Genomic DNA, 25579 nt, shown 5'->3' with positions numbered 1-25579 from the left:
TGTGCTCGGCCATCTCGCTCACCAGAAACACGGGATCCGCACCGTCGACCGCGAAGGTGACGAACGAGGGATAGGGATGCCCCTCGGGCTCCTTCGCCACCGTCGCGAGGGTCCCCGTCTTCAGGGTGGCGAGAAGCGTCCGAGCGCGCTCGGCGTGGCTCGGAGTGGCGACAGTCAGATCGTAGAGGGGTTCTTCAGCGCGGGGAGTGGCATGGCCTCGGCTCATCGGTTCTCCAGGCATGGTGGGTGTGACTCGCCATTCTGGTTCGGGCACCTCCTCATTGCAAGCCGCGCATCCCGGAATGGCGATGCCGATCACCAGCCCGCTTTCAGTTGTTCCCTCTCGTACCCACGGCCCACCGCGGGAGCCACTCCCCCCCGTCCTCAACCCCGTTTGACATCCGGCCGGGGAGACGAGATCATTTTGGCCTCGCCTGTTGGGGTCGCCCCACCACGATCGCGCCACTTTTCCGCGTCCGCTTTCGCGCCTGCGTTCGCCAGCACGGTATCTGGCGGGACCGCTGGGCGCCCATGCCCCGACACATCGAATAGAGATTGACGGACCGAAGAGTCCGCTGAACGGAGATAATCACGACATGAAGATCGTCAAATTGTCAGATCTCGAGGGTACCGACCGCGAGGTCAACAGCCCCGGTGGCTGGACCAGCTACCGATTCTTGTTGGCCGGCGACGGCATGGGGTTCTCGATGCACGAAACGGTGTTCCCGCCGGGGCTCGAGTTTCCCATGTGGTACAAGCACCATCTCGAAGCGGTCTACTGCTACCAGGGCACTGGCCAGATCCTCAACCGGGACACCGGGGAAACCCACGACATCGCCCCGGGGACCCTCTACGCACTGGACAAGCACGACAAGCACACGCTGAAGGCGATCACCGAGCTGCGCCTCGTCTGCGTGTTCAATCCGCCGGTGACCGGCCGCGAGATGCACGACGAAGACGGCGCCTACACCTTGCCGACCGACGGGGAGGGCAGCTGAAGGATGGCGGAAAAGAATCCAGAAAAAGGCTATATCGCTCTGTTGGGTTGGAGTCTCGGCGCCATCGAGGCGGCCGAGAACTTCGATCGCCGATACGTGGTCGTCGCCCCGGAATGGGCCGCCGACTACGCCCGGGAGCATGACATCCCCTACCTGCCGTGGGACTTCGATCGGCTCAACGACCGCGGCTTCCAGATCGCCGAGCAGCTGCGCGAAATGGGCGTCGACGTCGCCTTGCCGCTCTACGAGGAGACCGTCGAGTGGGCCGGCGCGATCAACGCGGTGCTGCTCGGCAACCCCCGTCTCCACGGTCAGGCGGTGCTATTTCGCGACAAAGCGCTGATGAAGCGTCGGGCGCAGCTCGGCGGCATCCGGGTGGGCATCTTCGAAGAAGCGCACAGCCGGGACGACGTGGTGCGCTTCATCCGGCGGGTCAACCAGACCCTGATCAAGCTCGACGGTGACCTCGACGACCCCATCCACTTGAAGGCCTTCGACAAAGCCGGCTGTCTCGGACACCGCACGATCTCCACCCCGGAAGAGGTGGAGCTGATCCCCGAGGCCGAGTTCCCGCTGCTGATGGAGAGCCACCTCGACGGCTGGGAGTTCGCGGTCGAGGCCTGGATCCACGACGGCAAGATCCGCTTCCTCAACATCTCGGAGTACGTCCGGCTCGGCTACTCGGTGTTCGTACCGGCAACCCCCGAGCTCGAAGCCTGGCGGCCGCGGATCGTCGAGGAGGTCGAAAAGCTGGTCAAGACCTTCGAGATCAAGTTCGGCCAGATCCACCCGGAGTACTTCGTCACCAGCGACGGTACGCTCTACTTCGGCGAGATCGCCTACCGACCGCCGGGCTTCAAGGCCTTCGAGCTCATCGAGCGAGCCTACGGCTTCAACGCCTACCAGGCTTCCATGCTGGTCTTCGATCCGAAGACCACCGAAGAGGAGATCGAGGCCTTCTTCCCCCGCCCGGTGGAGGACGCCAAGGGCCATGCCGGCTGTTTCGCCGCCTACCCGCAGCGCCGGGTGGTCAGCCAGCTGGAGATCCCGGAGGAAACCACGGGTCACGAATACTTCGACTACCACGAGCTGCCGCCGCCCCTCGAGGCGACGGTGACCAAGCGCACGGCGTTCGGCAACCACTGGGGCCTGGTCTTCTTCTTCGGCGACGATCCCTACCGCCTGCGCGATCTGCTGAAGCGGCAGGAAGAGCTGGAGTTCTACCTCTGAACGGAGCGCCGGAGCCCATGGCGAAACTTGCAGACTCATCGCCTGGCGACAACCCGAACCAGCTCCTGGAGCGCTTCGAGGCAGCCCTCGAGCGTTTCGAGAGGGCGCCCGAATTCGCCCGGCCGAACCATATCGGCCGGCTGCTCGGGGCGGCCTCCAAGCTCCTCGGCCACGAAGGCGGAGCTGAGGCGGCCTTCCCACTAGCGCCGCGCTTCGACGCCGCTGGCGTCTTCAGCGGGTCCGATTGGGACCATCCCGACCGGCTACAGGCGAGCTACGTCCCGACGACCATCGCCGAGGGCGACTTGACGACCGTGACCCTCGAGGGACTGAGCCAACTGCGGCTGCTGGCGATCGCCGAGGGCGGCTATGTCCGTCCCGGCCTGTCGGCGGAGCAGGCCGGGCACTACCTGCGGGAGGTGCTCTCCTTGTGTCTGGAGCACGTCTTCGATCGGCAGACCGAAGTCAGTCGGGTCGAGAACGCCCGCATTGCGGGCATCCGGCACGTGTTGCAATTCGTCGCCGAGACGATCGGCGACGACGACTTGTTGGAACAGCTGGTGGACGAGATCTGGCGCCTCCTGCGCCAGCGCCCCATCGACGTCGAAGCGATCCGCGTCATGGTCACCCGGCTGTCGGTCTACTGCTACGACCCGGAGTCTCCGAGCCGCGTGATGCCGGCCGGCGCCGAGCGCCTGATCAGCTCGCTCTACAACCCGAGCCCGGGCTCCCGAGAGGATCCTGGGCTCGAAGTCTACGCCGGGCGCCTGGCGACCATGGACTCCGGGCGGTTGCAGGAAGAGGCCACCGCCTGCGCCCGCTCGATGCACGACACCGGGCTGGTGTCGCCCTACCACGCCGTCCTGGTGCGCCACTTGCTGGCCGAGGTGCCGGACTTGCTCGCCGTCGCCCTCGGGGTGAGGGGTAGCGGCACCAGCGGCTACCTGGCGCACCGTGAGCTGGTGCACGCGCTGATCGACCGGGCGGTGCACCCGGAAACCTGCCAATGTCTGCTGGGCCTGTCGTCGATGCTCGATCGGATGGTGCTCTACACCCCGTCGGTGGCGGCCTCTTTGTGGCGCCAGATCGGCTTGCCGTTGAGCCCTACCACCCGCGCCCGCCTGGCCGCGGTCTACGGCACGGCGAGGTCGCCGGAGGTGATCCTGCTCGCCGGCACCCTCGCCATCCTCGGCCAGCCGCTGGGCGTCGGGCAGGGGGACAATCCCACCTGCCAGGCGGCCCGGGCGCTGTCGCTGTGGGCCTACTCGGACCCGGACTATCTGCTGCAGGTGCTGGCCTGGGCGGCGCGGGACGACGACGTACGGATGACGTTCCACGGCCTGTCGATCTCGTCGGCCGGCCTGGCGGTCGGCGCCGGCGGCGAGGTCGGTGGTGCCCTCGATCCGGTGTCGGTGGTTCTGGTGCCGCACCTCGACCGCATCTACGCCGAGATGTACCGCCTGGCGGACACCACCGGCGAGGATCCGCATCGGCAAATCAACCCCGAGTTCCACGGCTGGCGAGTGGGCTCGGGATTCGCCATCGCGGTCGACGTGCCCAGCGGCCAGCTAGCGGAGTTCGAATCCTTCGTGCGGCGGTTCTACGCCTGCTACCACCCGGATTGGAACGGCGGCAAGCCGGTAATCCACCCGCAGCCGGTGGGTCTGGCAGTGACCGACGCCCTGGCCCGCTTCGTCGGCTGGCACGCCGTCGGCCTGCTGCGGGTCGCCCGCGACATCCGGGGCACCGTGCGCGCCTACTTCTTCAACCCGAACAACGACAGCGGTCAGGATTGGGGCGGCGGAGTTGTGGTCGCCACCGAGGGCCACGGCGAGGAGCCCGGCGAGTCGTCGCTGCCCATCACCGACTTCGTGTCGCGGCTCTACCTCTTTCACTACGATCCCCTCGAGGTCGGCGACGAAGGCGCCGTCGATCAGGCAGAGGTCGACGAGGTCATCCGCCGGGCCCAGGCCAGCTGGGCGGCGGAGCGGATCCCCGGCGGTGGTGCCTCGTGACCCCCTGATCCGGAGCCGGCGCACCTTGAGGAGCCCGGGGGTTCCCGCAAGAGACGGACACAGGTAGGTCGGTGCAGGAAAGCAACAGAGTGGTTCAGGCAATGCGTGGACTCCCGCCTGCGCGGGAGTGACGAGGTGGTTGAAGGAGGAATCTACGCGGGTAAGTAGCGAGGAGCGCCAAGCCAGCCCCGCCCCGGGATCAATCCCGGGGCTATCCAGGCACCGCCGGATGAATCCGGCTCCCTGAATCTGCTCACCCACTCCGTCTCCTCTGGAGCCAGCGGAGCTGGCGGAAACTGAGTAGCTCGGGGATTGGATCCCCGGGCGGAGGCGCCGGAACTACCGCCGCCACCGACCCCGCACCCGCGCTTCAATCCCCACCCCCGTCATGCCCGCGCAGGCGGGCATCCACGCGGTGCTGGGGAGTGAGCGCCGGCTTCTCGAAAAAGACTGACAGGTAGGTCGGTGCAGGAAAGCAACAGAGTGGCTCAGGCAATGCGTGGGCTCCCGCCTGCGCGGGAGTGACGAGGTGGTTGAAGGAGGAATCTACGCGGGTAAGTAGCGAGGAGCGCCAAGCCAGCCCCGCCCCGGGATCAATCCCGGGGCTATCCAGGCACCGCCGGATGAATCCGGCTCCCTGAATCTGCTCACCCACTCCGTCTCCTCTGGAGCCAGCGGAGCTGGCGGAAACTGAATAGCTCGGGGATTGGATCCCCGGGCGGAGGCGCCGGAACCACCACCGCCACCGACCCCGCACCCGCGCTTCAATCCACGCCCCCGTCATGCCCGCGCAGGCGGGCATCCACGCGGTGCGGGAACGTGGGCGTTCACCCCACGCCGCCCCCGCCCTGGTGGGCTGGCGCCCACCCTACGGATGGTTGTGTCTTAGTTGGCCTTTCGCACTGCCGCCGACGGGGTGGCCTTCGAGCACCGCGGCCTCCCCCGTCATCGTAGAAAACTCGCAAGCACCGCTCAACCACTCCCGCCAGCCCACGCACGGCCGGCCTCAGTGGGTCGTCGTCTCCACCAGGTTCTCCAGCCGTTGGAGCAGATGGTCCAGGTCGTGGACCACCTGGGGACTGGCCTCGGAGCGGGCGGCGGCGGGGCGGGGTTCCCGATGGGGAACGGCCGGCGGGGCCGGTAACGCCTTGTGGGCCGCGGCTTTGGCGGCGCTGAGGGTCGGGTGCTCCGGCAGGCCGACGCCAGGCCATAGGGTGCGGCTCTCGTCCTCCAGCACCTCCCGGTTGAGGCCGACGCCGTGGCGTTCGAGCACCGGCTGCAGCTCCTCGTAGCGCTCCAAGAGCTGGCGGCGGGTGGATTCGTAGGCGTGCTCGCAGAGCTCGCGGCGGCCGCGGAAGCTGAAGATGTTGCGGAAGAACATGCGGTAGTCGTCCCGCTTGGGCTCCAGCAGCACGATGTCGGCGCCCTTGAAGCGGCCCTCATAGCGGGCCATGCCCGCCTCCAGCCGCGAGTGGATGAGGGTGCGGAAGGTTTGGGAGAGCACCGTCGGCAGACCGCGGTCGATGAGCTTGCCGCGGCGCATGATGCCGCGCTCCACCGCCGAGACCGTATCCACCGGCACGATGGGGTTGATGCACAGCACCAGCTGCGCCCCCTTCTCCAGCGCCACCGAGGCGTGGAGGGTTTTGAGCAGGACGCCGTCCACGTAGTAGCGGCCATCGATCTCCACCGGTGGGTAGAGTCCCGGCAGGGCCGAGCTGGCCTGCACCGCCTTGGAGATGGGCACGTGCTCCAACCCCTCGTCGCCGAAGCGCACCGCCTCGCCGGAGTCGAGGTCCGAGGCCACCACATAGAGACGACGTCCGAGCTGGCGGAAGTCGTCGGTGCGGCCCTTGAGGGAGTAAATATTCTCCAGATAGCCGCGGATGGGCTCGTTGTCGAAGACCGCCGTCGGCAAGGCCCGGGCTAGCCGGGTCAGGGACTCCCGCAGGGTGATCTCACCGGGCTCGCGGAAGTAGTCCACCAGCGCCTCGCTGAACAGCCCCGGAACCATCAACGTGCGGCGGAGCAGCTCCCCGACGGCGGGGGTGAAGAAGGTCTCGGGGGTGAAGGGATGCTCTCCGGGCTCGGACTTGATGATCGCCCGGCACATCTGGCTGGGGGTCAGCTGGTTGGCCAGGTTGGCGCCGACGAAAGCGCCGGCGCTAACCCCGACGTAGATGTCCAGATCGTTGAGGCTGGCTCCTTCGAGGACTTCCTCGAGGGCGCGCAGCGCACCGATCTCATAGATGGCTCCGCCGGGACCGCCGCCGGCCAGCGCCAGGCCGATGGCCTTGCCGGTGCTCTGACGGGTAGTGGGTCCGGAGAGTGAACCGTTGCCGTTGACTCCTGCCATGATCGGCGCCCTCAGGCCTCGGAGGTCTTGGTGCTAGGAGATGCCTTCTTGGTCGCGGTGGTCTTGGTAGCAGCGCGCCGAGTCCGCGGCTTGGCGGGTGCCTTCTTCGCCGCAGTGCTTCGGGCAGGGGTCTTCTTGGCGGCAGCCGGGGCGGCGCCGGCCTTTTTCAGCTCCTCGACCTTGGCGGTGAGGTCCGCCACCCGCTGACTGAGAGTCTGGATCTCGTCCCGGGTGGGGACGTTGAGGCGCTTCATGGCGCCCTTGACCCGGCTGTCGACGCCGGAGGTGAGATCCGCCAGAGAATCCTCCAGGCGGCCCCGGGCGCCTTCCACCCGATCCTTCGCCCGGTCGACCTGCCCCTGGACTTCGTCCCGGGCCTGCTCGACTCGCTCCCGTCCCTGAGCCTCCAACTTCTCTCCCCGGGCTACCAGCTTGCGGAAGACCTTTTCGCCTTCCTCTTCCGCCGCCGCCAGAGCACCGAGACCAGCCAACCAGATGTTGTTGGCGGTCTGCAGGAGGTCTTCCTGAGCCTTCTTCGCCTTCTTCTTCGACTTCTTCTTACCCATGGCGTCCTTCCTAGAGATTGATCGTTGGTGAATTCAGCTCTGGTGCAGCGACTCCACCTCGCGGTGCAGGCGCTCGATGCGGCGGTTGAGGGTGGCGATATCGTCGTGAGTGGGGACTCCCAGACGCTCCAGGGTCTGACCGGTGGTGCGGGCAGCGCCCTCGACGGTCTCTTCCAAAGTGCCGGTCAGCCATTGGCGGACCCGACGCGCGCGGCCGGTGGCCCGCTGCAGGCGCTCCTTGAGATCTTCCCGCCGGCGGGCCTCGTAGGTCTCGCCGCGGCGTACTAGGGTCTCGAAGGTGTCCCGCCCCTGGCGCTCGGCTTCGGCGACCATGCCGATGCCCGCGAGCCAGGCGCTGCGGCCGGCATGGGCCATTTCGTCCCCCAGCTTGCCGAGCCGGGCGTTGGCGTCGCGTAAAGTGCTCTTGGTGTCCATCATCGTCCTCCTAGCTCGTCGGCCTACCAGCTATCAACCGGAAGCCTTCTTGCGAGCGGTCTTCTGAGAAGCGGTTTTGCGGGGCGCCGGGGGTTCCTCCTCGGCAGCCTGTCCTTCCAGCTCGTTGAGGGTGGACTCCAGGTTCTCCAACCGGCTGCGCAGATTGTCCATCTCCTCCCGCGCCCGGCGTACGGGCCCGAGGCGGTCGACACCGGCCTTGACCAGCCGATCGACGCCGTGCTGGACCTGCTCGACGCTGTTGGAGAACGCTTTCTCTCCCACCCGCACCAGATCGTGGAGCAGCTCGCTGGGCAAGAATGCGGTGCCCCGGCGGCCCTCCTCGAGGATGATCTGGGTCAGGGTCTGGGCGGTCACGTCGGAGGAGGTGGCGTTGTCCACCACCCGAACTTCCTGACCTTCTCGCACCCAGGAAGCGATGTCCTCCAAAGAGACATAGCGGCTTTCTTCCGTATCGTAAAGCTTGCGGCTTTCGTAGCGTTTGATCACCCGAATCATTCGGTGTTCCTCCTGCCGGCGGGGAAAGATCCCGCGCCTTGTTCGTGGCCTACCGCTTGCGTCGGCCAGCGGTTGTCGACGAGAAAATATTACCGCGGCGCGGCAAAAAGGTCAAGATTCTTTCCGCACTGCGGCAAAGAGCTCCTCCCTACTCCCCCATCGCCAGGCCCCTGCTCGCCAGCTTCGGCGCCACCGCCGTGCCCAAGGTCTCCAGGGAGCCCAGATCCGTAGGCTCCTCGGCCATCATCGGCACCTCCACCAGGGTCTGCTCCCCCAGCAGCCGCTGCAGCTCTTCGAGCCCGGCGTGGTCCCGGTCCCCCAGCCAGCGAAGGATGCGGCGACCATCCGATTCGGCAGCAGCCCCGTCGGAGGCTGCGCCTGCAACCGCCCGTTCTTCCCCCACCGGCGCGAAACGCGGATGCACCCGATTCACCGCCACCGCCCCCAGGTGCAGCCCCGCCTCCTCCAGCTTGCGCGCGAAGAAGAGGGTGTCGGGGATGCGCTCCTGGCCCGGACCGCTGACCAGCAAGAAGCGGGTGGTGGGGGCCCGCAGGAGCTCCTGAACCTGCTGCGCACGGCGCCGGAAGCCGTCGTAGAGAGGCCCGAAGGCGCGGAAGAACTCGGAGACCTCGCGCAGGAAATCGATGCCGATGACCCGATCCAGATAGCCCTCCACCTTCCGCCCCAGGCCCCCCAGGCGGCTGGTGGCCTTGAGCTTGCCACCGTCGTCGAACCATTCCCGCAGGGCCACCCGCAGCGCCGAGCTGTCGAGGAAGTCGACGATGCGCTGGGGCGCTTCGAGGAAGTCCAGGGCCTGGCGGGTGGGCGGCGTGTCGAGGATCACCTGGCGGTAGCGCCCTTCCTCGGCGACTTCGAACAGGCGTTCCACCGCCATGTACTCCAGGATCCCCGCCAGCGAGCCCGAGAGATGCTGGTAGAAGCGGTTGTCGAGAATCCGCTGGCGGGCTTCATCATCGGGGGCGTAGCGCTCGATGAGCTGATCGAAGGTACGGCGGGCGTCCAGCAGGCTGGCGTCGAGGCGTCCCGGGGCCTGACCGGATTCGTTGGGTCCCAGCGGCACCGGCATCTCCCGCTCCCGGGCTTCCTCTCCCACGCCCAGGGCGTCCTTGAGGCGCAGGGAGGGATCGAAGGTCATCACCAGGGTGTCGAGGCCCCGGCGGGCCGAGTACAAACCGAGGGAGGCCGCCAGGGTCGTCTTGCCGACGCCGCCGGAGCCCACCACCACGATCAAAGGATGCTCGCCGATCATCATCCCTCCTCCGCCGCGGCGGCGTCCGCCTCGGCTTCCAAGCGCTGGCGCAGAGCGCTCACCAGCTCCGGGCCACGGTCCACCGCCAGCAGTGGTAGTTGGACCCGGGGGCCCTGCCAGCGCTCCGCCAGCCGCTCCAGCTCCCGGTCGTTGATCCGCCGGCGGCGATACCAGGCCGCCAGGGCCGGCTCCGGGTCGGCGCCGGTGGCCTCGGCGGCGGCGTTCTCCGACAGCGGCGGGTAGAGGCCGTTGATCACCAACAGCTCCGGTTCCCGGTCGAGACGATCACGGAACTCCCGGCGCAGCTCCAGGGCCTCCTGCACCGGCATCTCCTCCGCCAGGGTGAGGATCACCAGCGCCAGGCGCTCAGGATCGCCGACGAAGTCCGCCAGCTCGGTGGCCTTGCGCCCCACCGGCCCTTGCTGCACCACTTCCGAGACCAGCGACGGCGCCGCCAGCAGCGACACGCCGTGACCGGTGGCGGGGGCGTCCAGCACCACGGTGTCGAAGGGCCCCGTCGCCGCGGAGCCGGCGCCATCCTCCACGGCCTCCCGGCTGCGGCGCTCGGCATAGTCCAGGATCGCCAGCTCCTTGAGCCCCGGCGCGCCGGCGGCGAGCTGCTCGTAGGTCTCACTGGAGAGCACCCGGCGGGCGATCATGCCGGTGCCGATCTGCTCCCGCACCAGCTCGTCCAGCGCCTGCCGGGGCTTGAGGTTCTGCACCGACAGGGAGCCGGAGAAGTCCCCTTCCACCGCCATCACCTCGCCGCCGGAGGGCGGCAGGTCGAGCAGCTGGTGGACGCTCTCCCGAGGATCCACTTCGAGCACCAGGACCCGGCCACCGCGGGCGGCCAAGGCCATACCCAAAGCGGTAGCCAGCACGCTCTTGCCGACGCCACCCTTGCCGGTGACGACGACGAAGCTACGCCGGGCGAGTTGATCGAGCACGTTCATGAGGCGAGAGTCTCCGGGAATCGGTTATGCCGCAGCGCGGCGGGACTCCAGGTTGTCAAACTCCTCGGTAGGGGTCAAGAGAGTTCCAGCTGTGGTAAAACCCATCCCATGAGTTTCCCTACCCAACGCCTGAGACGGCTGCGGCGGACTCCGACCCTGCGGCGCATGGTGCGCGAGACCCGCCTTTCCGCCAACGATCTGATCTTGCCCCTTTTCGCGGTTCCCGGCACCGGTGTCGAGAAGCCGGTGGGCTCCATGCCCGGAGTCTTCCAGCACAGCGTCGACCGGCTGGTGGCGACGGCCCGCGAAGCCTTCGACCTGGGAGTGCCGGCGGTGCTGCTCTTTGGCATCCCGGAGACCAAAGACGCCGAGGGGTCCGCCTCCTGGGCCGCCGACGGCATCGTCCAGCGAGCCGTGGAAGCCCTGACCCGCCGCGTACCGGAGATGGTGCGCATCGTCGACCTATGTTTCTGTGAATACACCGACCACGGCCATTGCGGGGTGCTGCGGGATCACGCCGTGGACAACGACGCCACCCTGGTCAACCTGGCTCGCCAGGCGGTTTCCCTGGCAGACGCTGGGGCCGATGTCATCGCCCCTTCGGACATGATGGACGGCCGCGTCGGCGCCATCCGCCGGGCGCTGGACGAGGCCGGTCACGAGGAGATCCCCATCCTCTCCTACGCCGCCAAATACGCCAGCGCCTTCTACGGCCCATTCCGCGAAGCGGCGGAATCGGCGCCGTCCTTCGGCGATCGTCGCGGCTATCAGATGGATCCCGCCAACCGCCGGGAGGCCTGGCGGGAGGTGGCGCTGGACGTCGAGGAGGGAGCCGATATGCTGATGGTCAAGCCGGCGCTGCCCTATCTCGACGTGCTGTCGGATCTGCGGCAACGCTTTGCGCATCCGCTGGCGGCCTACCACGTGAGCGGCGAGTACGCCATGGTCAAGGCGGCGGCGGAGCGCGGCTGGATCGATGGCGACCGGGTGCTGATGGAATCCCTCCTCGCCATCCGCCGCGCCGGCGCCGATCTGATCATCACCTACGGTGCCTGCGAAGCAGTGCGCCTTCTCGACCAGGGATGGGAACCATGAGCGACTCCACCACCTCTTCGACCTCTACCTCTACGATGGGTACCGTCCTCGCCCGCGCCGAGGCGGTGATGCCCGGCGGCGTCAGCTCGCCGGTGCGCGCCTTCCGCAGCGTCGGCGGTGAGCCGGTCTTCGTCCGCGCCGCCGACGGCGCTTATCTGGAAGACCTCGACGGCCGGCGCTACATCGACTACATCTGCGGCTACGGTCCCCACCTGCTGGGCCATCGCCACCCGGCCATCACCGAGGCCCTGGCCCGGGCCCTGGAGCGCGGCACCACCTTCGGCGCGCCGACGGTGGAAGAGATCGAGTTGGCGGAGCTGCTCATCGGCGCCATGCCGTCCCTGGAGATGGTGCGGCTGGTGAACTCCGGCACCGAAGCCACCATGTCCGCCCTACGCCTGGCCCGCGCCGCCACCGGCCGGGCCAAGGTGGTCAAATTCGCCGGCTGCTACCACGGCCACGCCGATCCCTACCTGGTGGCGGCGGGCTCCGGCGCCAAGACCTTCGGCGTCCCGTCGTCACCGGGAGTGCCGCCGGCGGTCACCGCCGACACCCTGGTGGCGCCGTACAACGACCTGGCGGCGGTAGAAGAGCTCTTCCGCCTCCAGGGGGCCGAAATCGCCGCGGTCATCGTCGAGCCCATCGCCGGCAATATGGGCATGATCCTGCCGCGGCCGGGCTATCTCGAGGGCCTGCGCCGAGTGTGCACCGACGCCGGTGCGGTGCTCATCTTCGACGAGGTGATGACCGGCTTCCGTGTCGCCCCCGGCGGCGCCCAGGAGCTCTACGGCGTCGTGCCGGACTTGACCACCCTGGGCAAGGTCATCGGCGGCGGCCTGCCCATCGCGGCCTACGGCGGCCGGCGGGACCTGATGAGCCAGATCTCCCCCTCCGGCCCGGTCTACCAGGCCGGTACCCTGAGCGGCAATCCCCTGGCGGTGGCCGCCGGCATCGCCGCCCTGCGGGTGATCACCGATCCCGCCGAAGGAGTCTTCCCGCGGTTGGAGGCCACCGGCACCGCCCTGGAGGAAGGATTGCGGGAGGTGGCCCGGCGGCGGGGGGTTCCCTGTCGGGTGCTCCGCCGGGGCGGCATGCTGGGCTTCTTCCTCAGCGAGGACGAAGTCCACGACCAGGACGCCGTGGACGCCACCGACCAGGAGCTGTTCAAGCGGCTCTTCCACGGCCTGCTGAAGCGCGGCGTGCATCTGCCGCCCTCGGCCTACGAGGCCTTCTTCTTCTCCACCGCCCACGGCGAGGAGGAAGTGGCCCGCACCCTCGAAGCCTTCGACCAGGCCTTCGCCGAGGCCTGAGCCCCGATCCGCGCCACCAAGACCGGCCCGATAGAGACCAACACCATGCGAGAGCCCGACGCTCTGATCCTGGGAGGCGGCATCCTGGGGCTGGCCTGCGCCCGCCAGCTGGCCCGCCAGGGTCTCTCCGTCACCCTGTTGGAAGCCCAGGCGGACCCCACGCTGAAGGGCTCCCACTCGGCCTCCTGGGCCGCCGCGGGTATGCTCGCCCCACTGGTGGAGGCACCGGAGGCGGGCCCCCTCTCCGCCGCCGCCCGCGCCTCCCGGGATCTCTGGCCGCAGCTGGTGGCGGAGCTCGAGGCGGAGACACGGTTGGCGGTGGAGCACGACGCCTCCGGCACCCTGATGGTGGCCCTGGACGCCGCCCAGGAAGCGCATCTGGAATTCCTCGCCGCCGCCGCCCGGCGCCTCGGTGAGCCGGTGCTGGAAGTGCCGGCGGCGGACCTCCTCCGACGGGTGCCGGATTTGAAAGCTCCGGCACACCGCGCCCTGCTCCTCCCCGGCGAGCAGAGGGTCGACAACCGCCAGGCCTGCCGAGCCCTGGAGCGCAGCGTCCGCGACCTGGGGGTGGAGATGCTGCTGGGCCACCGGGTCCTGGGGGTCGAGGCCACGGAGAGCGGAGTGCGCGTCGTCGGCGATGGCTGGCAGCGGAGCGCTCCTTGGCTGGTGGTCGCCGCCGGTGCCTGGAGCGGCCGCATCCCGGGGCTGCCGGCGCTGCCGGTGCGCCCGGTCAAGGGGGAGATGATCCGCCTCGAAGGCGTTGACTGGCCCTGGAGCGGCGTCGTCCGCACGCCGTCCGCGTACGCCGTGCGCCGGGGCCGGAGCTCGCTGCTGGTGGGAGCCACGGAGGAAGCGGTGGGCTTCGACACCGACACCTCACCGGCGGGACAGCGCGCCCTGCTGACCATGGTGGCCCGTCTCTTCCCCAGCCTCGCCGGCCAAGCCCCCGCCGCTCGATGGGCCGGCCTGCGCCCCGGCACCCCGGATCGCCTGCCGCTGCTGGGCTCCCTGGCTCCACCCTTCCAGCGCGTTCTGCTGGCCACCGGCCACTACCGCCACGGGATCCTGCTAGCCCCCTGGACCGCTCAGCGGATTGGCGATCTGGTCGCCGGCACGGAGCCGGACAAGACCCTCGACGCCTTCTCTCCGGCGCGCCTCCATACTCCGGGCTGCTAGTCTTACGGCGGTGACCGACGAACGCTCCACCCTAGGCCCCTATCGAATCCTCCGCCGCCTCGGCACCGGTGGCATGGGGGTGGTTTATCTCGCCCTGGACGAGCGCCTGGGCCGGCAGGTGGCCATCAAGCGCATCCTGCCGGAGAGAACCGCCGGGGACAACACGCCGGAAGTGCAGAAGAATCGCCAGCGCCTGTGGCGGGAAGCTCAGCTCGCCGCCAGCCTCGGACACCCCGCCATCGTTCAGATTCACGACGTTCTGAGCCTCGAAGACGACAGCGGCGAGACCATCGACTACATCGTCATGGAGTATGTCGAGGGGCCCAGCCTGCGCCAGCTCTTGCGGGACGAGAAACTGCCCCTCCGCAAGCTGCTGCTCATCGCCCGGGATCTCGCCGAAGGGCTGGCAGAAGCTCACGACCGCGGCGTCATCCACCGCGATTTGAAGTCCGACAACATCCTCCTCACCGCCCAGCGCAAGCCCAAGATCAGCGACTTCGGTATCGCCAAGAGAGCCTTGCCGGAGCCCGACGAAGAGCAGCTCACCGCCACCCGCCACGTGGTGGGGACACCGCGCATGATGGCTCCGGAACAGGCCCGGGGCGGGGCGGTGGACCACCGCTGCGATCTCTTCGCCCTGGGGGTGCTGCTCTACGAAGCCTTCGCCGGAGTCTCCCCCTTCGCCGACGACTCCAAGCTCGCCACTTTGGGCAAGGTCCTGACCTACGACCCACCGCCGGTTCAGCAGCAGGCACCGGAGGTTCCCGCCGAGCTCTCCGGCCTGATCCAGCATCTCTTGCAGAAGGAGCCGGAGCTACGCCCCCAGAGCGCCCACGAGGTGGTCCAGGCCCTGGACGAGATCATCGCCGCCACCGGCTCCGAAGCCACCGCCACCGGCCCCGCCACTCTCACCTTCTCCACCGGCCAGAGCTCCTCCGCCGGCGAAACCCTGCTCGACGGTGCGCCCCCTACCCACGGTGGGGCACCGCCGCCAGCCGCCTCGGGCGAGGCCGGCGGGGCTCCCCAAGGGCGCCGACAACTCCCCTCCCACAGTCTGCCGTCGGGCAGCGTCTCGCAAGAGAGCTCAGCGGGCCCGAGATCGCGATGGAAGCGCCTTCTGCCGCTGGTCGCGGTGTTGCTGGTGGCGGCGGTGGCCACCGGCACCTTCCTCGCCAGCCAGCGCCAGCCGGAGCTGCTCTACGCAGCGGTGCCGGAGCCCTCCGTCAATCAGCAGGATGGTCTGCCGGAGGGCGAGCGGGAGGTGCTCCAGGATGCCGTCCGCTTCGCCGCCCTGCGCACCCTCATCTCCCTCGACCGGGTGGTGGTCAAACCGCCGGAGGAAGTGGATGCCGCCACCGGCGACAGCTTGGCGGAGATCGCTCGCCAGGTGGGGGCTTCGACTCTCCTCACCTCGGAGCTGGAATGCCGGGCCCAGAGCTGCCGCATCTCCCTGCACCGCGTCGGCGCCGATGGCGCCCTGACCTGGGCCGACAGCTTCGAGGTGCCGCGGGAGGAGCTGCGGCTGCTCGCCGCGGCGGTGGAAACCTACACCCGCCAGGCCTTCGACCGCTACCGCCAGCGTCGGGACGCACCCCAGCTCGCCGCCGGTGACGAGGAGCTGCGCATCTTCCTCGAGCTCCACCGGCGGGCGGAGCGGGAGAACGAACCCCCGGATCAGCTCCTCGCCCAGCTGCGGGACCTGCGCCAACGCCAGCCCCGCTTCCTCGAGGCCTACCTCTTGGAGGCGGACGTCGCCCGCCGGGCTTTTCACGCCTCCCGCGACCGCCAGCTGGTGGAGCGAGCCCGCCGGCTGCTGAACCAGGCCCAGGAGCTGGCCCCCTCGGACCCCCGCATTCCCGCCCTGGCCTTCACCGTCGAGCTCACCGTGGGCGATACCGAGCAGGCGGATCAAGAGCTGGACGAGCTGCGCCGGCTGGCCCCCGGCGACGTCACCGTCAGCGTCCGCCAGGCCATGTTGCTGGAGGTCCAGGGCCGCCCCGACGAAGCCCTGAAGGAGCTACGCACCGCGGTCCAGCGGCGGCCCTCGGTATCGGCCCTTTCCAACCTGGCGGCCATGGAATATCGCCAGGGCAAGATCGAAGACGCCCGGGGCTCGCTGCAGCTGCTATTGGCCCGCAGCCCGGACAGTGTCCAAGGCCGTTCGCAGCTGGCGCTGCTGGAGCTGGTGGACGGAGATCCGGCCCGGGCCGCCGAGCTCTACCAAACCTTGGCGGAGGAGAATCAGGGCATCGCCGAGCTCTCCAATCTCGGGCTCGCCTACCTCTTGGCGGAGGATTACGGCCGCGCCGCGGACGCCTTTCGGCGGGTTTATGAGGAGCAGCCGAGCAACCCCCAGGTGGTGCTCAACTACGCCGACGCCCGCAGCCTCCTCGGCGAGGAAGAGGAGGCTCGGGCTCTCTATCGGCAAGTGGTGGAACTGGTGGAAGGGGATGTGGACAGCGGCTCCGCCGCCTTCCTCACCGTCAAGGCTCAAGCCCTCGCCCATCTGGACCAGCAGCGGCCGGCAGTGGCGGCGGTGCAGCAGGCTCTGCAGCTAGCTCCCCGGGACTCCCAGGTAGCCTATGAAGCGGCGGTGGTCTACAGCCTGGCGGGGGACTTCTCCTCCGCCGTGGTCAGCGCCCAGCGGGCCTTGGAGCTGGGCTACGGAGCCCGCTGGTTCGCCTTCCCCTGGTTCGATCAGCTGCGTCAGGACCCGGAACTACGGCCGGTGCTGGAGGCAGCCTCACCGCCCTGAAGCCTCAGCCCCGGGAGGCCTTGATGCTGCCGTTGACGATGGGGCGGTTGACGATGGTCGGGTCGAGGGTCTGCTGTTGATCGTTGGCATCCACTACCAGCATGCGGAAGATGAACACTCCGCCCTGCTCCTCGTTCTGGAAATCGTCCACGATGGAGAGCTTGGTGGGCTCGCTCGGCGCGAAAAAGACGGTGAAGCCCGGCGGTGTCTTGGTGCCGTAGGTACCGTCCGGCTGCTGCCAGAGCAACGGCGGATCCATGAACCGATACCCTTGCATCATCTCCAGATTGATCTCGTAGCTGAGTCCGAAAGTTGCTTCGAAGCCGGCGAAGGCACGAATATTCGCCGGCTGGTTCAGCTGCATGAAAGCGGTTTGGGGAGGAGTGGTGTCGAAGACCACGACCTCGGCGTAGATGACCTCGTCGGCGGTGGTTGGTTCCGCGACCGCGGTGGAGCTCGTGGAGACCTTGAAATGACTCATGATGTACCTCCGTCGGATTCTGGTGTGGAGACTGAGTACTCCCTAGAAGGAGCAACTCGCATGCCAGCATTCGCCTCCCTTCGGAGGCCGTTAGCGGCGCCCAGAGCCCTCCGCCGGGCCCTCGGCCCCTGTCAGCGGGTGTCGCCGGAGGTGTCGGTCTCCCCCGCCGGCATGTCGGTCTCCGCCCCCCGCGCCGGATGCCTCCGCAGCTCAGGGCTCCGCACCCGGAAACCCGCCCTCCGTAGCACCTCCACCGCCGCCGGCAGCCGTGGAGCTGCCACCAGCAGATAGTCCGTGTCGAAGGTGGAGAGGGCGAAGATGGGAATCTCCGCCGCGGCCAGCGGTGCCGCCAGCGCCGCCAGCACGCCGGTGAGGGCGAAGTCTAGAGGGCCAGCCACTTCCAAAGCCCGCCACGGTCCTTCGCAGCGGGCTCCCGGCGGCTCCTGCCCCACCTCGCAGACCACCGACAGCTCGGCGGCGGTGCGTACCGCAGCGAAGAATCCTCCGCCGGCTTCGGGCCACGAAGCCTCCGGCGGCTGCCGACAGACCGAGAGCGGTGCCGGCAGCACCGTCAGGTCGAGGCCACCCCCGCTCCTGGGCGGCGAGATGGACACCTCGGGATGGGAGATCAGGAGTTCATCACCACCGCCACCCCGATCAGGAAGAGCATGAGCACCACCACCAGGAGGTAGTGCATCCGCAGCTGTCCACCGTCGTCGTCATAGACGGCGAGGAATTTGACCAGGGGTGCGGGAAGCGGGGAATCAGAGGATTTGTGGCTGGTGTCGGACATGGTCACGGAATCTCCAGGTGGAACGTTCTAGGTTTTTCGGCGAGCTCCCGGCCGCGGCGCCAAGCTCGGCTGAACGATACCGCGCAGCTCCTCCCAACCCAGGAGAAGCTCCGTCGGGCCGAGGGCGTAGGGAGCGATCTCGTAGGGATCGTAGTGGAATACGATGCCGCCGTCGACTATCGCGAAGTTCTCGTTGAGGGCGAATTCGCCGCTGTCGGAGAAGACGAAGCCGGCGTCCGCCAAGCTCTCGTCCGGGGTCAGCCCCCGAGCCTCCCGAAACCGCCGCTCCGCCAGCGCCACCAATCGCGGCTCGGCGCCCGGGAGCAGGATCTTCTCCCGCGTCAGCTGCTCACCGTCCGTGAGCTCGAGGGTGGCCACGGCCACCGCGGTGTTGGGATGAGCGCCGCCGGCATAAGTGTAGACGGTGGCCCGGAGGCTGAGCAGATGACCGCTCTGGAAGATCACTTCCACCTCGCGGTCGTCCCCCCAACCCATAGCCGAATCCGGAAACTGGCGTTGGATCTCCTGATACTCGGCCAGAAACTCCTCGATCAACTGCTCCGGCGTAGCGGGATCGGTGTCGCTGGGGGCGGCGGTGAGCAGGAGCTCGCGGATCTTGCGGTTGATGGTCGCCGCAAGCTCCGGCCGCGGGGCCCGAACCACCTCCGGATAAACCAGCCGGGCGCTGGCACAGGCGGTATCACCATCGGCGCAGGGCTCTCCGTCGGGACCGATACTGCGGCTCGACAGCTGGCGCTCCATCTGCAAGCGCGGCGCCTCTGCCGTCTCCGGGACCGGCGCCTCGGAGGGGGCAGCGCAGCCGAAGGCGAGCACCCAGCTCAGCCCGACGGCGCCCAAAGCTCTGAGCGTCACGGCGTCACCACGGTGCTCCAACCCGTAAAGTCACCGCTCTCGAATCCACCGTTGAAGATCGCGGTGCGCCCCACCAGCCCGGTCACCTCACCAGCCCAGGCGCCGCGGCCGTAGGTCCCCGCCACCAGGCGGTCGCGGGTGATGTCCAGCTGCAGATCACCGATATTGACGTTGGGCAGGTCGGCGCCGTCCTTGGTCCAGGTGGCACCGCCGTCTTGGGAGTGGTAGACACCGACACCGGTACCCACCAACAACAACGGCGGATCGGCCCGCCAATCGATCTCCAGGGCGCGCACCGAAACTCCGGTGGGCAAGGCGCCGGTGACGTCGCTCCAGCTCAGGCCCCGGTTCTCGGTGCGCAGCAGCCGCGGGCCGGTGTCGGTGACAAAGCCGGCATAGGCCATGGTGGGATCCGCCGGGTCGACGACGATGTCGCTCACCGGCGCCGACGGCAGCCCCGAGGAACGGTCCACCCACAGGCCTCCGTCGGTGGAGTAGATCGCGCCCGACGAGCTGCCGGAGTAGACGCTCTGGGAATCGCTGGGAGCGACGGCGAGGGCGGTGAGAACCGCACCACCGCCGCCACTGACGTCGCTAGAGAGGGCCGACCAAACGGCGGCACCGGAGGCATCCTGGGTGCGCCAAACCCGGTAGGTACCACCGAGCAGCGTTTTGGAGTCGCTGGGATCCATCACCAGGGGGGCGATGAAGCCCCGGCGGTCGGCGGACCACGGCCCGGTGATGTCGGCGAAGCCGCTGCCGTCGATGCGGTAGACGGAGAGGCGCACATAGGTCGTGTAGCGGCGGGCCGGATCCGTCCGATCGTAGGCGGCGAAGCCTCCGTCCCCGGACACGATCTGGGGCCAAGAATCAGCCCCCATGCGCTCCACCGTGCCGTTGTCCTGGGTGCCGCCGATCATCCGCGTCGAATCCTGAGGGTGCAGGGCGATGTTGTAGTTCTGGGTCACCGTCAGGTTGGAGTTGGTGTTGAGCCAGGTCAGCCCGCCGTCGAGGCTGCGCCACACCCCGCCATCGTTGCCCACCCACACCGCGCCGTCGACGCCGAAGGCCACGGTGTGCTGATCCGGATGCAGCTGACCACCGAGGACACCGAGGGTGACATCGGTCCAGCTGGCTCCCCCGTCGGTGCTCCGGATCACCCCCGCCGGCGCGTAGGACGGGAAGACCCCGCCGGCGTAGAGCAGATCCTCGTCCTTGGGATCGACCCCCAGGAAGGCGTCGTACCAACCCTGAGGGCTGGGAAAGTTGGGAGTGTTGGCGAGCTGGGACCAGGTATCACCGCCATCGTCGCTGCGGTAGAGCCCCCGCAAGCCGGCGGAATTGTTCACCAGAGTGGCGTAGACCCGCCCCGCCAGGGAGGGGGCCGCAGTCACCAACACCCGGGAGATATTGCCGCTGGGCAAGCCCCCCGCCAAGCGCGACCAGGTGTCGCCGCCGTCCAGCGAGCGGTAGACGCCATCACCGTGCCGCCCCAGGTAGAGCTGTAGCGGATCACCGGAATCCATGGCCAGGTCGGAGGACCGCCCGGAGGACAGCAGGCTCCAGGTGGCACCGCCGTCGGTGCTGCGGACGTAGCCCCGGGTACCGCTGACGTGCACGATGTCGGAATCCGTGGGATCCACGATCACTCGGCTGCAGGTATCCCCCACCTCCCCGGCGGTCCCCACCTGCTGCCAGGTGGCCCCCCCGTCGGTGGAACGGAAGAGGCCGTCGCCCCCGCTGGCCGTGGTGTACTCCCCGGTGCCGGCGTAAACCACCTCGGCGTCCGCCGGGTCGAGGGTGATGCAGCCGTGGTTGAGGTTCGACAGCTCGTCGGTGAGAGGAGTCCAATCCGCCCCGCCGTTGACGGTCTTCCAGACTCCACCGGAGGCGCTGGCGATGTAGGCGGTGAGGGGGTCGGTGGGATGAGTAGCGATGCCCACCACCCGGCCGCTGGCATCGTCGTCCCCACTCCAGAACTCGGAGAGGATGGGGCGCGGGCCCAAAGGCTGCCAGGCGAGGGCGCTACCGGTGCCTTCCAGCAGATCTCCCGGCTGCCACCCGGGCACCGCCTCACCCCGAATGCGGTAGTAGCCCGGCGGCGGAGGGCCATATCCCCTCTTGCGAGTCTCCGGCGGCCACGGCTGGAGGACTTCCTCCGGCGGCGGGTGGGCCACGACCGGATGCTCCGTGGGCGCAGGGAGATCTCCCAGCCGCGCCGCCGGATCCGCGGCGGCCCCCGGGGCAATCACCAGGATCGCCCCGAGCCAGACGACGAGCATCGCTACGGGAGCCCTGAGGATGGAAGGCTTCATCCGGCGCCGGTGAAGAGTCTGGGCGCCGGTACGAGCGGACGTAGAGGAAATTTTCATTAGATGGGAAGAAAATATCATGTTCCCTCTTCCCGCCACCATCACTGTCGGGATCGTCACGCAATCACCCCGAAATCGCCTTGCGGGAATGCTGCCAAGGCCATCCCTGTTGAATGATATGAGTGCGCTTGACTCAAGTCTCCAAGAGGCCTAAGATGAACTTGAGGAGGAGACTTCAGTCACGCGGACTCAGGGCCGAGAGAGAACGGAGCTGAGTTGGCAGCGAAACCACCTCCCAAGCGCTGTTCTTCTGAGCAGCCTGAGTTTGGATCAGCCTGAGTTCGGATGAGAAGGAGCGAGAGTTGGACTACAAGGACTATTACAAAATCCTCGGCGTGGCCAAGGATGCCAGCAAAGACGAGATCCAGAAGGCCTACCGCAAGCTGGCCCGGAAGTTCCATCCGGACATCAACAAGACCCCTGAAGCGGAGCGTAAGTTCAAGGAGATCGGCGAAGCCTACGAGGTCTTGAAGGACAAGGAGAAGCGGTCCAAATACGACCAGTTCGGCTCCGCCTGGAAACAGGCCCAGCGCACCGGCGGCCGGCCCCAGGGGTTCGAGAACATCGAGTTCGACTTCGGTGACGGCGTCGGCGCTTCCGGCTTCAGCTCGTTCTTCGAGAGCCTGTTCGGCGGCGCCGGCGGCTTCAGCGGCTTCGGTGGCGGCTTCGGCGGCGCTCAGGGGCCCGGGCAACGAGGGGGGCAACGAGGAGGCCAACGAGGAGGCCAGCGCCGCGGCGCCCGGCCCCGGGGTGGCCAAGACGTCGAGTCCACCCTGCGGCTGACCCTGCGCCAGGCGGCCCACGGCGGCAAACAGCAAGTGACCGTGAGCGATCCCCTCACCGGCCAGCGCCGCAGCCTCGAGGTCAACATCCCCCAGGGGGTCCTGCCGGGCAAGAAGATCCGCCTCTCCGGGCAGGGCTCGGAAGGCTACGGCGGCGGCCCCCGGGGCAACCTCTACCTGAAGATCGGCCTGATCCCCGATCCGGATCTGGAGCTCCAGGGCAAGGACCTTCACACCACCGTATCCATCACCCCTTGGGAGGCGGCCCTGGGCGGGCAGGCCACCCTCCCCACCCTCGACGGCGAGGTCACCGTGCGCATCCCGGAAGGTTCCTCCTCCGGTCGCCGGATCCGCCTGCGAGGCAAGGGCTTCCCCGCTCGTGAGGGCACCGGCGATCTCTACGCCGAGTTCAAGATCGTCGTCCCCAAGACTCTGAGCAGCGAGGAGAAGGAGCTCTACCGCCAGCTGGCGGAGGCCTCCAGCTTCGCGCCGCGGGAGGAAGCGGTGGCGGAAGAGGCCTGACACTGGCCCACCGCTCACCACCGGTTACGCATCCCGGCTAGGAATCCCGGCTAGAGATCACAGAGCAGGCGACCACTCCAACGAAGTACCGAACGAACCGAGACGAGGAAGGCAACGATATGGATATCAACCGCATGACGCAGAAGTCGCAGGAGGCTCTGCAGGCGGCCCAGACCAAGGCGGTGCGCTACGGCCACCAGCAAGTCGACGGCGCCCACCTCCTGCTCGCCCTGCTGGAACAGAGCGACGGCCTGGTGCCCCGCCTCTTCCAGCGCATGGAAGTCCCCGTGGACTCCTTCACCAGCGCCCTCGAAGAAGAGCTCGAAAAGCGCCCCCGGGTTTCCGGCGGCGACGTCGAAGCGGGCAAGGTCTACATCACCCAGGAGCTCCAGCAGCTGCTGGTCAAGGCCGAAGACGAAGCCCGCCGGCTGAAGGACGAATACACCTCCGTGGAGCACCTGCTGCTGGCCTTCGTGGACCAGGGCAAGAGCACCGCCACCGGCCGGCTGTTGGCCCAGTTCAACGTCGACCGGGACCGTCTCCTGGCCACCCTCACCCAGGTGCGGGGCAGCCAGCGAGTGACCAGCGCCACCCCCGAGGCGGCCTACGAAGCGCTGCAGAAATACGGCATCGACCTGGTGGGCCAGGCCCGCGCCGGCAAGCTCGACCCGGTCATCGGCCGCGACGACGAGATCCGGCGTACCATCCGGATCCTCTCTCGCAAGACCAAGAACAACCCGGTGCTCATTGGCGAGCCCGGCGTCGGCAAGACCGCCATCGTCGAGGGGCTGGCCCAGCGCATCGTCCGCGGCGACGTTCCCGAGTGGCTCAAAGACCGCTCCATCTTCTCCCTGGACATGGGCGCCCTGCTCGCCGGGGCCAAGTACCGCGGCGAATTCGAGGAACGCCTCAAGGCCGTATTGAGCGAGATCAAGGAGAGCGAGGGCCGGGTGCTGCTCTTCATCGACGAGCTGCACACCATCGTCGGTGCCGGCAAGACCGAAGGCTCCACCGACGCCGGCAACCTCCTCAAGCCCATGCTCGCCCGCGGTGAGCTGCACTGCATCGGCGCCACTACCCTCGACGAATACCGCAAGCACATCGAGAAGGACGCCGCCTTGGAGCGCCGGTTCCAGCCGGTGATGGTGGACGCTTCGACGGTGGAGGACACCATCTCCATCCTCCGCGGCCTCAAGGAACGCTTCGAGGTGCACCACGGCGTGCGCATCCAGGACAACGCCCTGGTGGCGGCGGCGGTGCTCTCCAACCGCTACATCACCGACCGCTTCCTGCCGGACAAGGCCATCGACCTGATGGACGAGGCCTCCGCCATGATCCGCACCGAGATCGACTCCATGCCCCAGCAGCTGGATCAGGTCACTCGCCGGGTCATGCAGCTGGAGATCGAGGAGGCGGCGCTCAAGAAGGAGAAGGACAAGGCCTCCAAGGAGCGTCTGGAAGACCTGCGCAAGGAGCTGGCGGATCTGCGCAACCAGGCCGACACCATGCGCGCCCAATGGCAGGCGGAAAAGGAGGGCATCGACCAGGTGCGCGAGCTGCGCCAGCAGATCGAGGAGGTGCGCCACGAGATCGAGATCGCGGAACGCCAATACGACCTCAACCGCCTGGCGGAGCTCAAACATGGCCAGCTGCCCAAGCTGGAGGAAGAGCTACACCGCCGGGAAGCCGCCTTCGAGGCCAAGGAAGGCCAGCCCTCGCTGCTCCGCGAGGAGGTCACGGAAGAGGAGATCGCCGAGGTGGTCTCCCGCTGGACCGGCGTCCCCGTCACCCGCCTGATGGAAGGCGAGCGGGAGAAGCTGCTGCGCCTCGACGAGATCCTCCACCGCCGGGTGGTGGGTCAGGACGAAGCGGTGCAGCTGGTGGCGGACGCGGTGATTCGCGCCCGCTCCGGGATCAAAGATCCCCGCCGCCCCATCGGCTCCTTCATCTTCCTCGGCCCCACCGGCGTGGGCAAGACGGAGCTCGCCAAGACCCTGGCGGAAGCCCTCTTCGACAGCGAGGACAACATGGTGCGCATCGACATGTCGGAGTACATGGAGAAGCACAACGTCTCCCGCCTCATCGGCGCGCCCCCGGGCTACGTCGGCTATGAGGAGGGCGGCCAGCTCACCGAAGCGGTGCGCCGCAAGCCCTACTCGGTGATCCTCTTCGACGAGATCGAGAAGGCCCACCACGACGTCTTCAACGTCCTGCTGCAGATCCTCGACGACGGCCGGGTGACGGACAGCCAGGGCCGCACCGTGGACTTCAAGAATACGGTGATCATCATGACCTCCAACATCGGGTCCCCGCACCTGCTGGAGGGGGTCAACGACCGGGGCGAGATCAGCGAGCAGGCCCGGGATACGGTGATGCGGGAGCTGCGCCAGCACTTCCGTCCCGAATTCCTCAACCGGGTGGACGACATCGTCCTGTTCAAGCCCCTGACCCTGGAGGAGATCGGCCAGATCGTCGACCTTCTGGCCCAGGATCTGCGCCAGCGCCTGGCGGACCGCAACCTGCACCTGGAGATCACCGACGCCGCCCGCGAGCACATCGCCCGCGAAGGCTTCGACCCGGTGTACGGCGCCCGGCCCCTCAAGCGCTACCTCCAACACGAGGTGGAAACTCGCCTCGGCCGCGCCATTCTCGCCGGCGACGTCACCGACGGCTCCACCATACGCATCGCCTTCGAAGGCAGCGAGCTGCAGGTGGACGTGCTACCGGCGGAGCCGGCGTCTGAGAAAGAAGGCAAGCCGGAGGAGGCGGTGGCGGCGGGGGCCTGATCGGCCGCGAGGGACTGCAACCCCCTCCCGCTCCCCGGAGCCAAGCCCTGGGACCGCCGGCTTCTAGCCGGCTCCGGGGCGGATGGGGGTCAGCCTCCGTGAGCGACCCCACCCCGCGAGGGGTTGAAACCCCTCGCTACTTCATCTCGGCCCTGCCGGGACGACACCCCCGCCCACCCCCAACTAGCTCGCAACAGAACCTCATTCCGAAACACACCAGCCTCGGAAGGCCCCGAACGATCCGGCGTCCCCCAGCCGGGGGACGCTATACACTAGCGAGGGGTTTAAACCCCAC

Annotated in this window: 21 protein-coding genes; 9 read left to right on the top strand and 12 right to left on the bottom strand. The window is 68.1% G+C overall.

Going from position 1 to position 25579, the window contains the following annotated elements:
- A partial coding sequence (locus tag SX243_14530; protein ID MDY7094183.1) for a pyridoxamine 5'-phosphate oxidase family protein occupies positions 1-226 on the bottom strand: 226 nt, incomplete at its 3' end.
- Positions 227-596: 370 nt separating this feature from the next.
- On the opposite strand from SX243_14530, the gene SX243_14525 reads away from it, so the two are divergent.
- Genes SX243_14525 through SX243_14515 form a run of 3 tightly spaced genes read left to right on the top strand, consistent with a single transcriptional unit; the run spans position 597 to position 4243 of the window.
- Positions 597-998 (top strand): ectoine synthase, encoded by a 402-nt coding sequence (locus tag SX243_14525; protein ID MDY7094182.1) that lies wholly within the window; start codon positions 597-599, stop codon positions 996-998.
- 3 nt (positions 999-1001) lie between these two features.
- Positions 1002-2228: a carboxylate--amine ligase gene (locus SX243_14520; protein ID MDY7094181.1), complete on the top strand. Its 1227-nt coding sequence runs from the start codon at positions 1002-1004 to the stop codon at positions 2226-2228.
- Between the two features lie 17 nt (positions 2229-2245).
- Positions 2246-4243: a hypothetical protein gene (locus SX243_14515; protein ID MDY7094180.1), complete on the top strand. Its 1998-nt coding sequence runs from the start codon at positions 2246-2248 to the stop codon at positions 4241-4243.
- 1006 nt (positions 4244-5249) lie between these two features.
- On the opposite strand, the gene SX243_14510 is transcribed toward SX243_14515, so the two are convergent.
- The 6 genes from SX243_14510 to SX243_14485 form a co-directional block, all read right to left on the bottom strand.
- On the bottom strand, positions 5250-6599 hold the full coding sequence (locus SX243_14510; protein MDY7094179.1) for a patatin-like phospholipase family protein: 1350 nt from the start codon (positions 6597-6599) through the stop codon (positions 5250-5252).
- An 11-nt stretch (positions 6600-6610) separates the two neighbouring features.
- Positions 6611-7165 (bottom strand): phasin family protein, encoded by a 555-nt coding sequence (locus tag SX243_14505; GenBank protein ID MDY7094178.1) that lies wholly within the window; start codon positions 7163-7165, stop codon positions 6611-6613.
- Positions 7166-7198: 33 nt separating this feature from the next.
- A complete protein-coding gene (locus SX243_14500) occupies positions 7199-7603 on the bottom strand; it encodes a phasin family protein (protein ID MDY7094177.1) in 405 nt (134 codons plus the stop codon).
- A gap of 30 nt (positions 7604-7633) precedes the next feature.
- Positions 7634-8116, bottom strand: coding sequence for a polyhydroxyalkanoate synthesis regulator DNA-binding domain-containing protein (locus SX243_14495; GenBank protein MDY7094176.1), 483 nt, complete (start codon positions 8114-8116; stop codon positions 7634-7636).
- 148 nt (positions 8117-8264) lie between these two features.
- The gene (locus tag SX243_14490) at positions 8265-9389 is read right to left on the bottom strand and encodes an ArsA-related P-loop ATPase (GenBank protein MDY7094175.1); all 1125 of its coding nucleotides are present in this window, start codon (positions 9387-9389) and stop codon (positions 8265-8267) included.
- A complete protein-coding gene (locus SX243_14485; GenBank protein MDY7094174.1) occupies positions 9386-10339 on the bottom strand; it encodes an ArsA-related P-loop ATPase in 954 nt (317 codons plus the stop codon). The genes SX243_14490 and SX243_14485 overlap by 4 nt, the downstream gene beginning before the upstream one ends.
- A 108-nt stretch (positions 10340-10447) precedes the next feature.
- Here SX243_14485 and hemB point away from each other — a divergent pair, with 108 nt between their 5' ends.
- The 4 genes from hemB to SX243_14465 are packed head-to-tail and all read left to right on the top strand — an operon-like array spanning position 10448 to position 16675.
- Positions 10448-11434 carry a porphobilinogen synthase gene (gene hemB, locus SX243_14480; protein ID MDY7094173.1) on the top strand — a complete coding sequence of 329 codons (987 nt, stop codon included), beginning with the start codon at positions 10448-10450 and terminating at the stop codon, positions 11432-11434.
- Positions 11431-12744: a glutamate-1-semialdehyde 2,1-aminomutase gene (gene hemL, locus SX243_14475; GenBank protein ID MDY7094172.1), complete on the top strand. Its 1314-nt coding sequence runs from the start codon at positions 11431-11433 to the stop codon at positions 12742-12744. The genes hemB and hemL overlap by 4 nt, the downstream gene beginning before the upstream one ends.
- A 45-nt stretch (positions 12745-12789) precedes the next feature.
- On the top strand, positions 12790-13920 hold the full coding sequence (thiO, locus tag SX243_14470) for a glycine oxidase ThiO (protein ID MDY7094171.1): 1131 nt from the start codon (positions 12790-12792) through the stop codon (positions 13918-13920).
- A gap of 10 nt (positions 13921-13930) precedes the next feature.
- Entirely contained in the window at positions 13931-16675 is a 2745-nt protein-coding gene (locus tag SX243_14465; protein MDY7094170.1) for a protein kinase, read from the top strand.
- Positions 16676-16679: 4 nt separating this feature from the next.
- On the opposite strand, the gene SX243_14460 is transcribed toward SX243_14465, so the two are convergent.
- The 5 genes from SX243_14460 to SX243_14440 all read right to left on the bottom strand — a co-directional run bounded on the left by SX243_14460 (position 16680) and on the right by SX243_14440 (position 21104).
- Positions 16680-17156 carry a hypothetical protein gene (locus tag SX243_14460; protein MDY7094169.1) on the bottom strand — a complete coding sequence of 159 codons (477 nt, stop codon included), beginning with the start codon at positions 17154-17156 and terminating at the stop codon, positions 16680-16682.
- A 131-nt stretch (positions 17157-17287) separates the two neighbouring features.
- Entirely contained in the window at positions 17288-17770 is a 483-nt protein-coding gene (locus SX243_14455; GenBank protein ID MDY7094168.1) for an ACT domain-containing protein, read from the bottom strand.
- Between the two features lie 14 nt (positions 17771-17784).
- Positions 17785-17955 (bottom strand): hypothetical protein, encoded by a 171-nt coding sequence (locus SX243_14450; GenBank protein MDY7094167.1) that lies wholly within the window; start codon positions 17953-17955, stop codon positions 17785-17787.
- A gap of 21 nt (positions 17956-17976) precedes the next feature.
- A complete protein-coding gene (locus SX243_14445) occupies positions 17977-18822 on the bottom strand; it encodes a DUF3298 and DUF4163 domain-containing protein (GenBank protein MDY7094166.1) in 846 nt (281 codons plus the stop codon).
- Entirely contained in the window at positions 18819-21104 is a 2286-nt protein-coding gene (locus tag SX243_14440) for a hypothetical protein (protein MDY7094165.1), read from the bottom strand. Before SX243_14440 ends, SX243_14445 begins: the two co-directional genes overlap by 4 nt.
- Positions 21105-21496: 392 nt before the next feature.
- On the opposite strand from SX243_14440, the gene SX243_14435 reads away from it, so the two are divergent.
- Both SX243_14435 and clpB read left to right on the top strand, forming a co-directional pair.
- Positions 21497-22498 (top strand): J domain-containing protein, encoded by a 1002-nt coding sequence (locus SX243_14435; protein MDY7094164.1) that lies wholly within the window; start codon positions 21497-21499, stop codon positions 22496-22498.
- A gap of 119 nt (positions 22499-22617) precedes the next feature.
- Positions 22618-25284, top strand: a complete 2667-nt coding sequence (gene clpB / locus SX243_14430; GenBank protein ID MDY7094163.1) for an ATP-dependent chaperone ClpB — start codon at positions 22618-22620, stop codon at positions 25282-25284.
- Positions 25285-25579 lie beyond the last annotated feature (295 nt).

The organism is Acidobacteriota bacterium (assembly GCA_034211275.1).
Taxonomy (GTDB): Bacteria; Acidobacteriota; Thermoanaerobaculia; order Multivoradales; family JAHZIX01; genus JAGQSE01.
The sequence above is the reverse complement of the archived record's forward strand: the minus strand, read 5'-3'. Positions and strand labels throughout refer to the sequence as shown.

Bases quoted from the DNA above. Each gene is read 5' to 3' on its own strand.
- SX243_14525 (MDY7094182.1), top strand. From the start codon at position 597: ATGAAGATCGTCAAATTGTCAGATCTCGAGGGTACCGACCGCGAGGTC.
- SX243_14520 (MDY7094181.1), top strand. From the start codon at position 1,002: ATGGCGGAAAAGAATCCAGAAAAAGGCTATATCGCTCTGTTGGGTTGG.
- SX243_14515 (MDY7094180.1), top strand. From the start codon at position 2,246: ATGGCGAAACTTGCAGACTCATCGCCTGGCGACAACCCGAACCAGCTC.
- SX243_14510 (MDY7094179.1), bottom strand. From the start codon at position 6,599: ATGGCAGGAGTCAACGGCAACGGTTCACTCTCCGGACCCACTACCCGT.
- SX243_14505 (MDY7094178.1), bottom strand. From the start codon at position 7,165: ATGGGTAAGAAGAAGTCGAAGAAGAAGGCGAAGAAGGCTCAGGAAGAC.
- SX243_14500 (MDY7094177.1), bottom strand. From the start codon at position 7,603: ATGATGGACACCAAGAGCACTTTACGCGACGCCAACGCCCGGCTCGGC.
- SX243_14495 (MDY7094176.1), bottom strand. From the start codon at position 8,116: ATGATTCGGGTGATCAAACGCTACGAAAGCCGCAAGCTTTACGATACG.
- SX243_14490 (MDY7094175.1), bottom strand. From the start codon at position 9,389: ATGATGATCGGCGAGCATCCTTTGATCGTGGTGGTGGGCTCCGGCGGC.
- SX243_14485 (MDY7094174.1), bottom strand. From the start codon at position 10,339: ATGAACGTGCTCGATCAACTCGCCCGGCGTAGCTTCGTCGTCGTCACC.
- hemB (MDY7094173.1), top strand. From the start codon at position 10,448: ATGAGTTTCCCTACCCAACGCCTGAGACGGCTGCGGCGGACTCCGACC.
- hemL (MDY7094172.1), top strand. From the start codon at position 11,431: ATGAGCGACTCCACCACCTCTTCGACCTCTACCTCTACGATGGGTACC.
- thiO (MDY7094171.1), top strand. From the start codon at position 12,790: ATGCGAGAGCCCGACGCTCTGATCCTGGGAGGCGGCATCCTGGGGCTG.
- SX243_14460 (MDY7094169.1), bottom strand. From the start codon at position 17,156: ATGAGTCATTTCAAGGTCTCCACGAGCTCCACCGCGGTCGCGGAACCA.
- SX243_14440 (MDY7094165.1), bottom strand. From the start codon at position 21,104: ATGCTCGTCGTCTGGCTCGGGGCGATCCTGGTGATTGCCCCGGGGGCC.
- clpB (MDY7094163.1), top strand. From the start codon at position 22,618: ATGGATATCAACCGCATGACGCAGAAGTCGCAGGAGGCTCTGCAGGCG.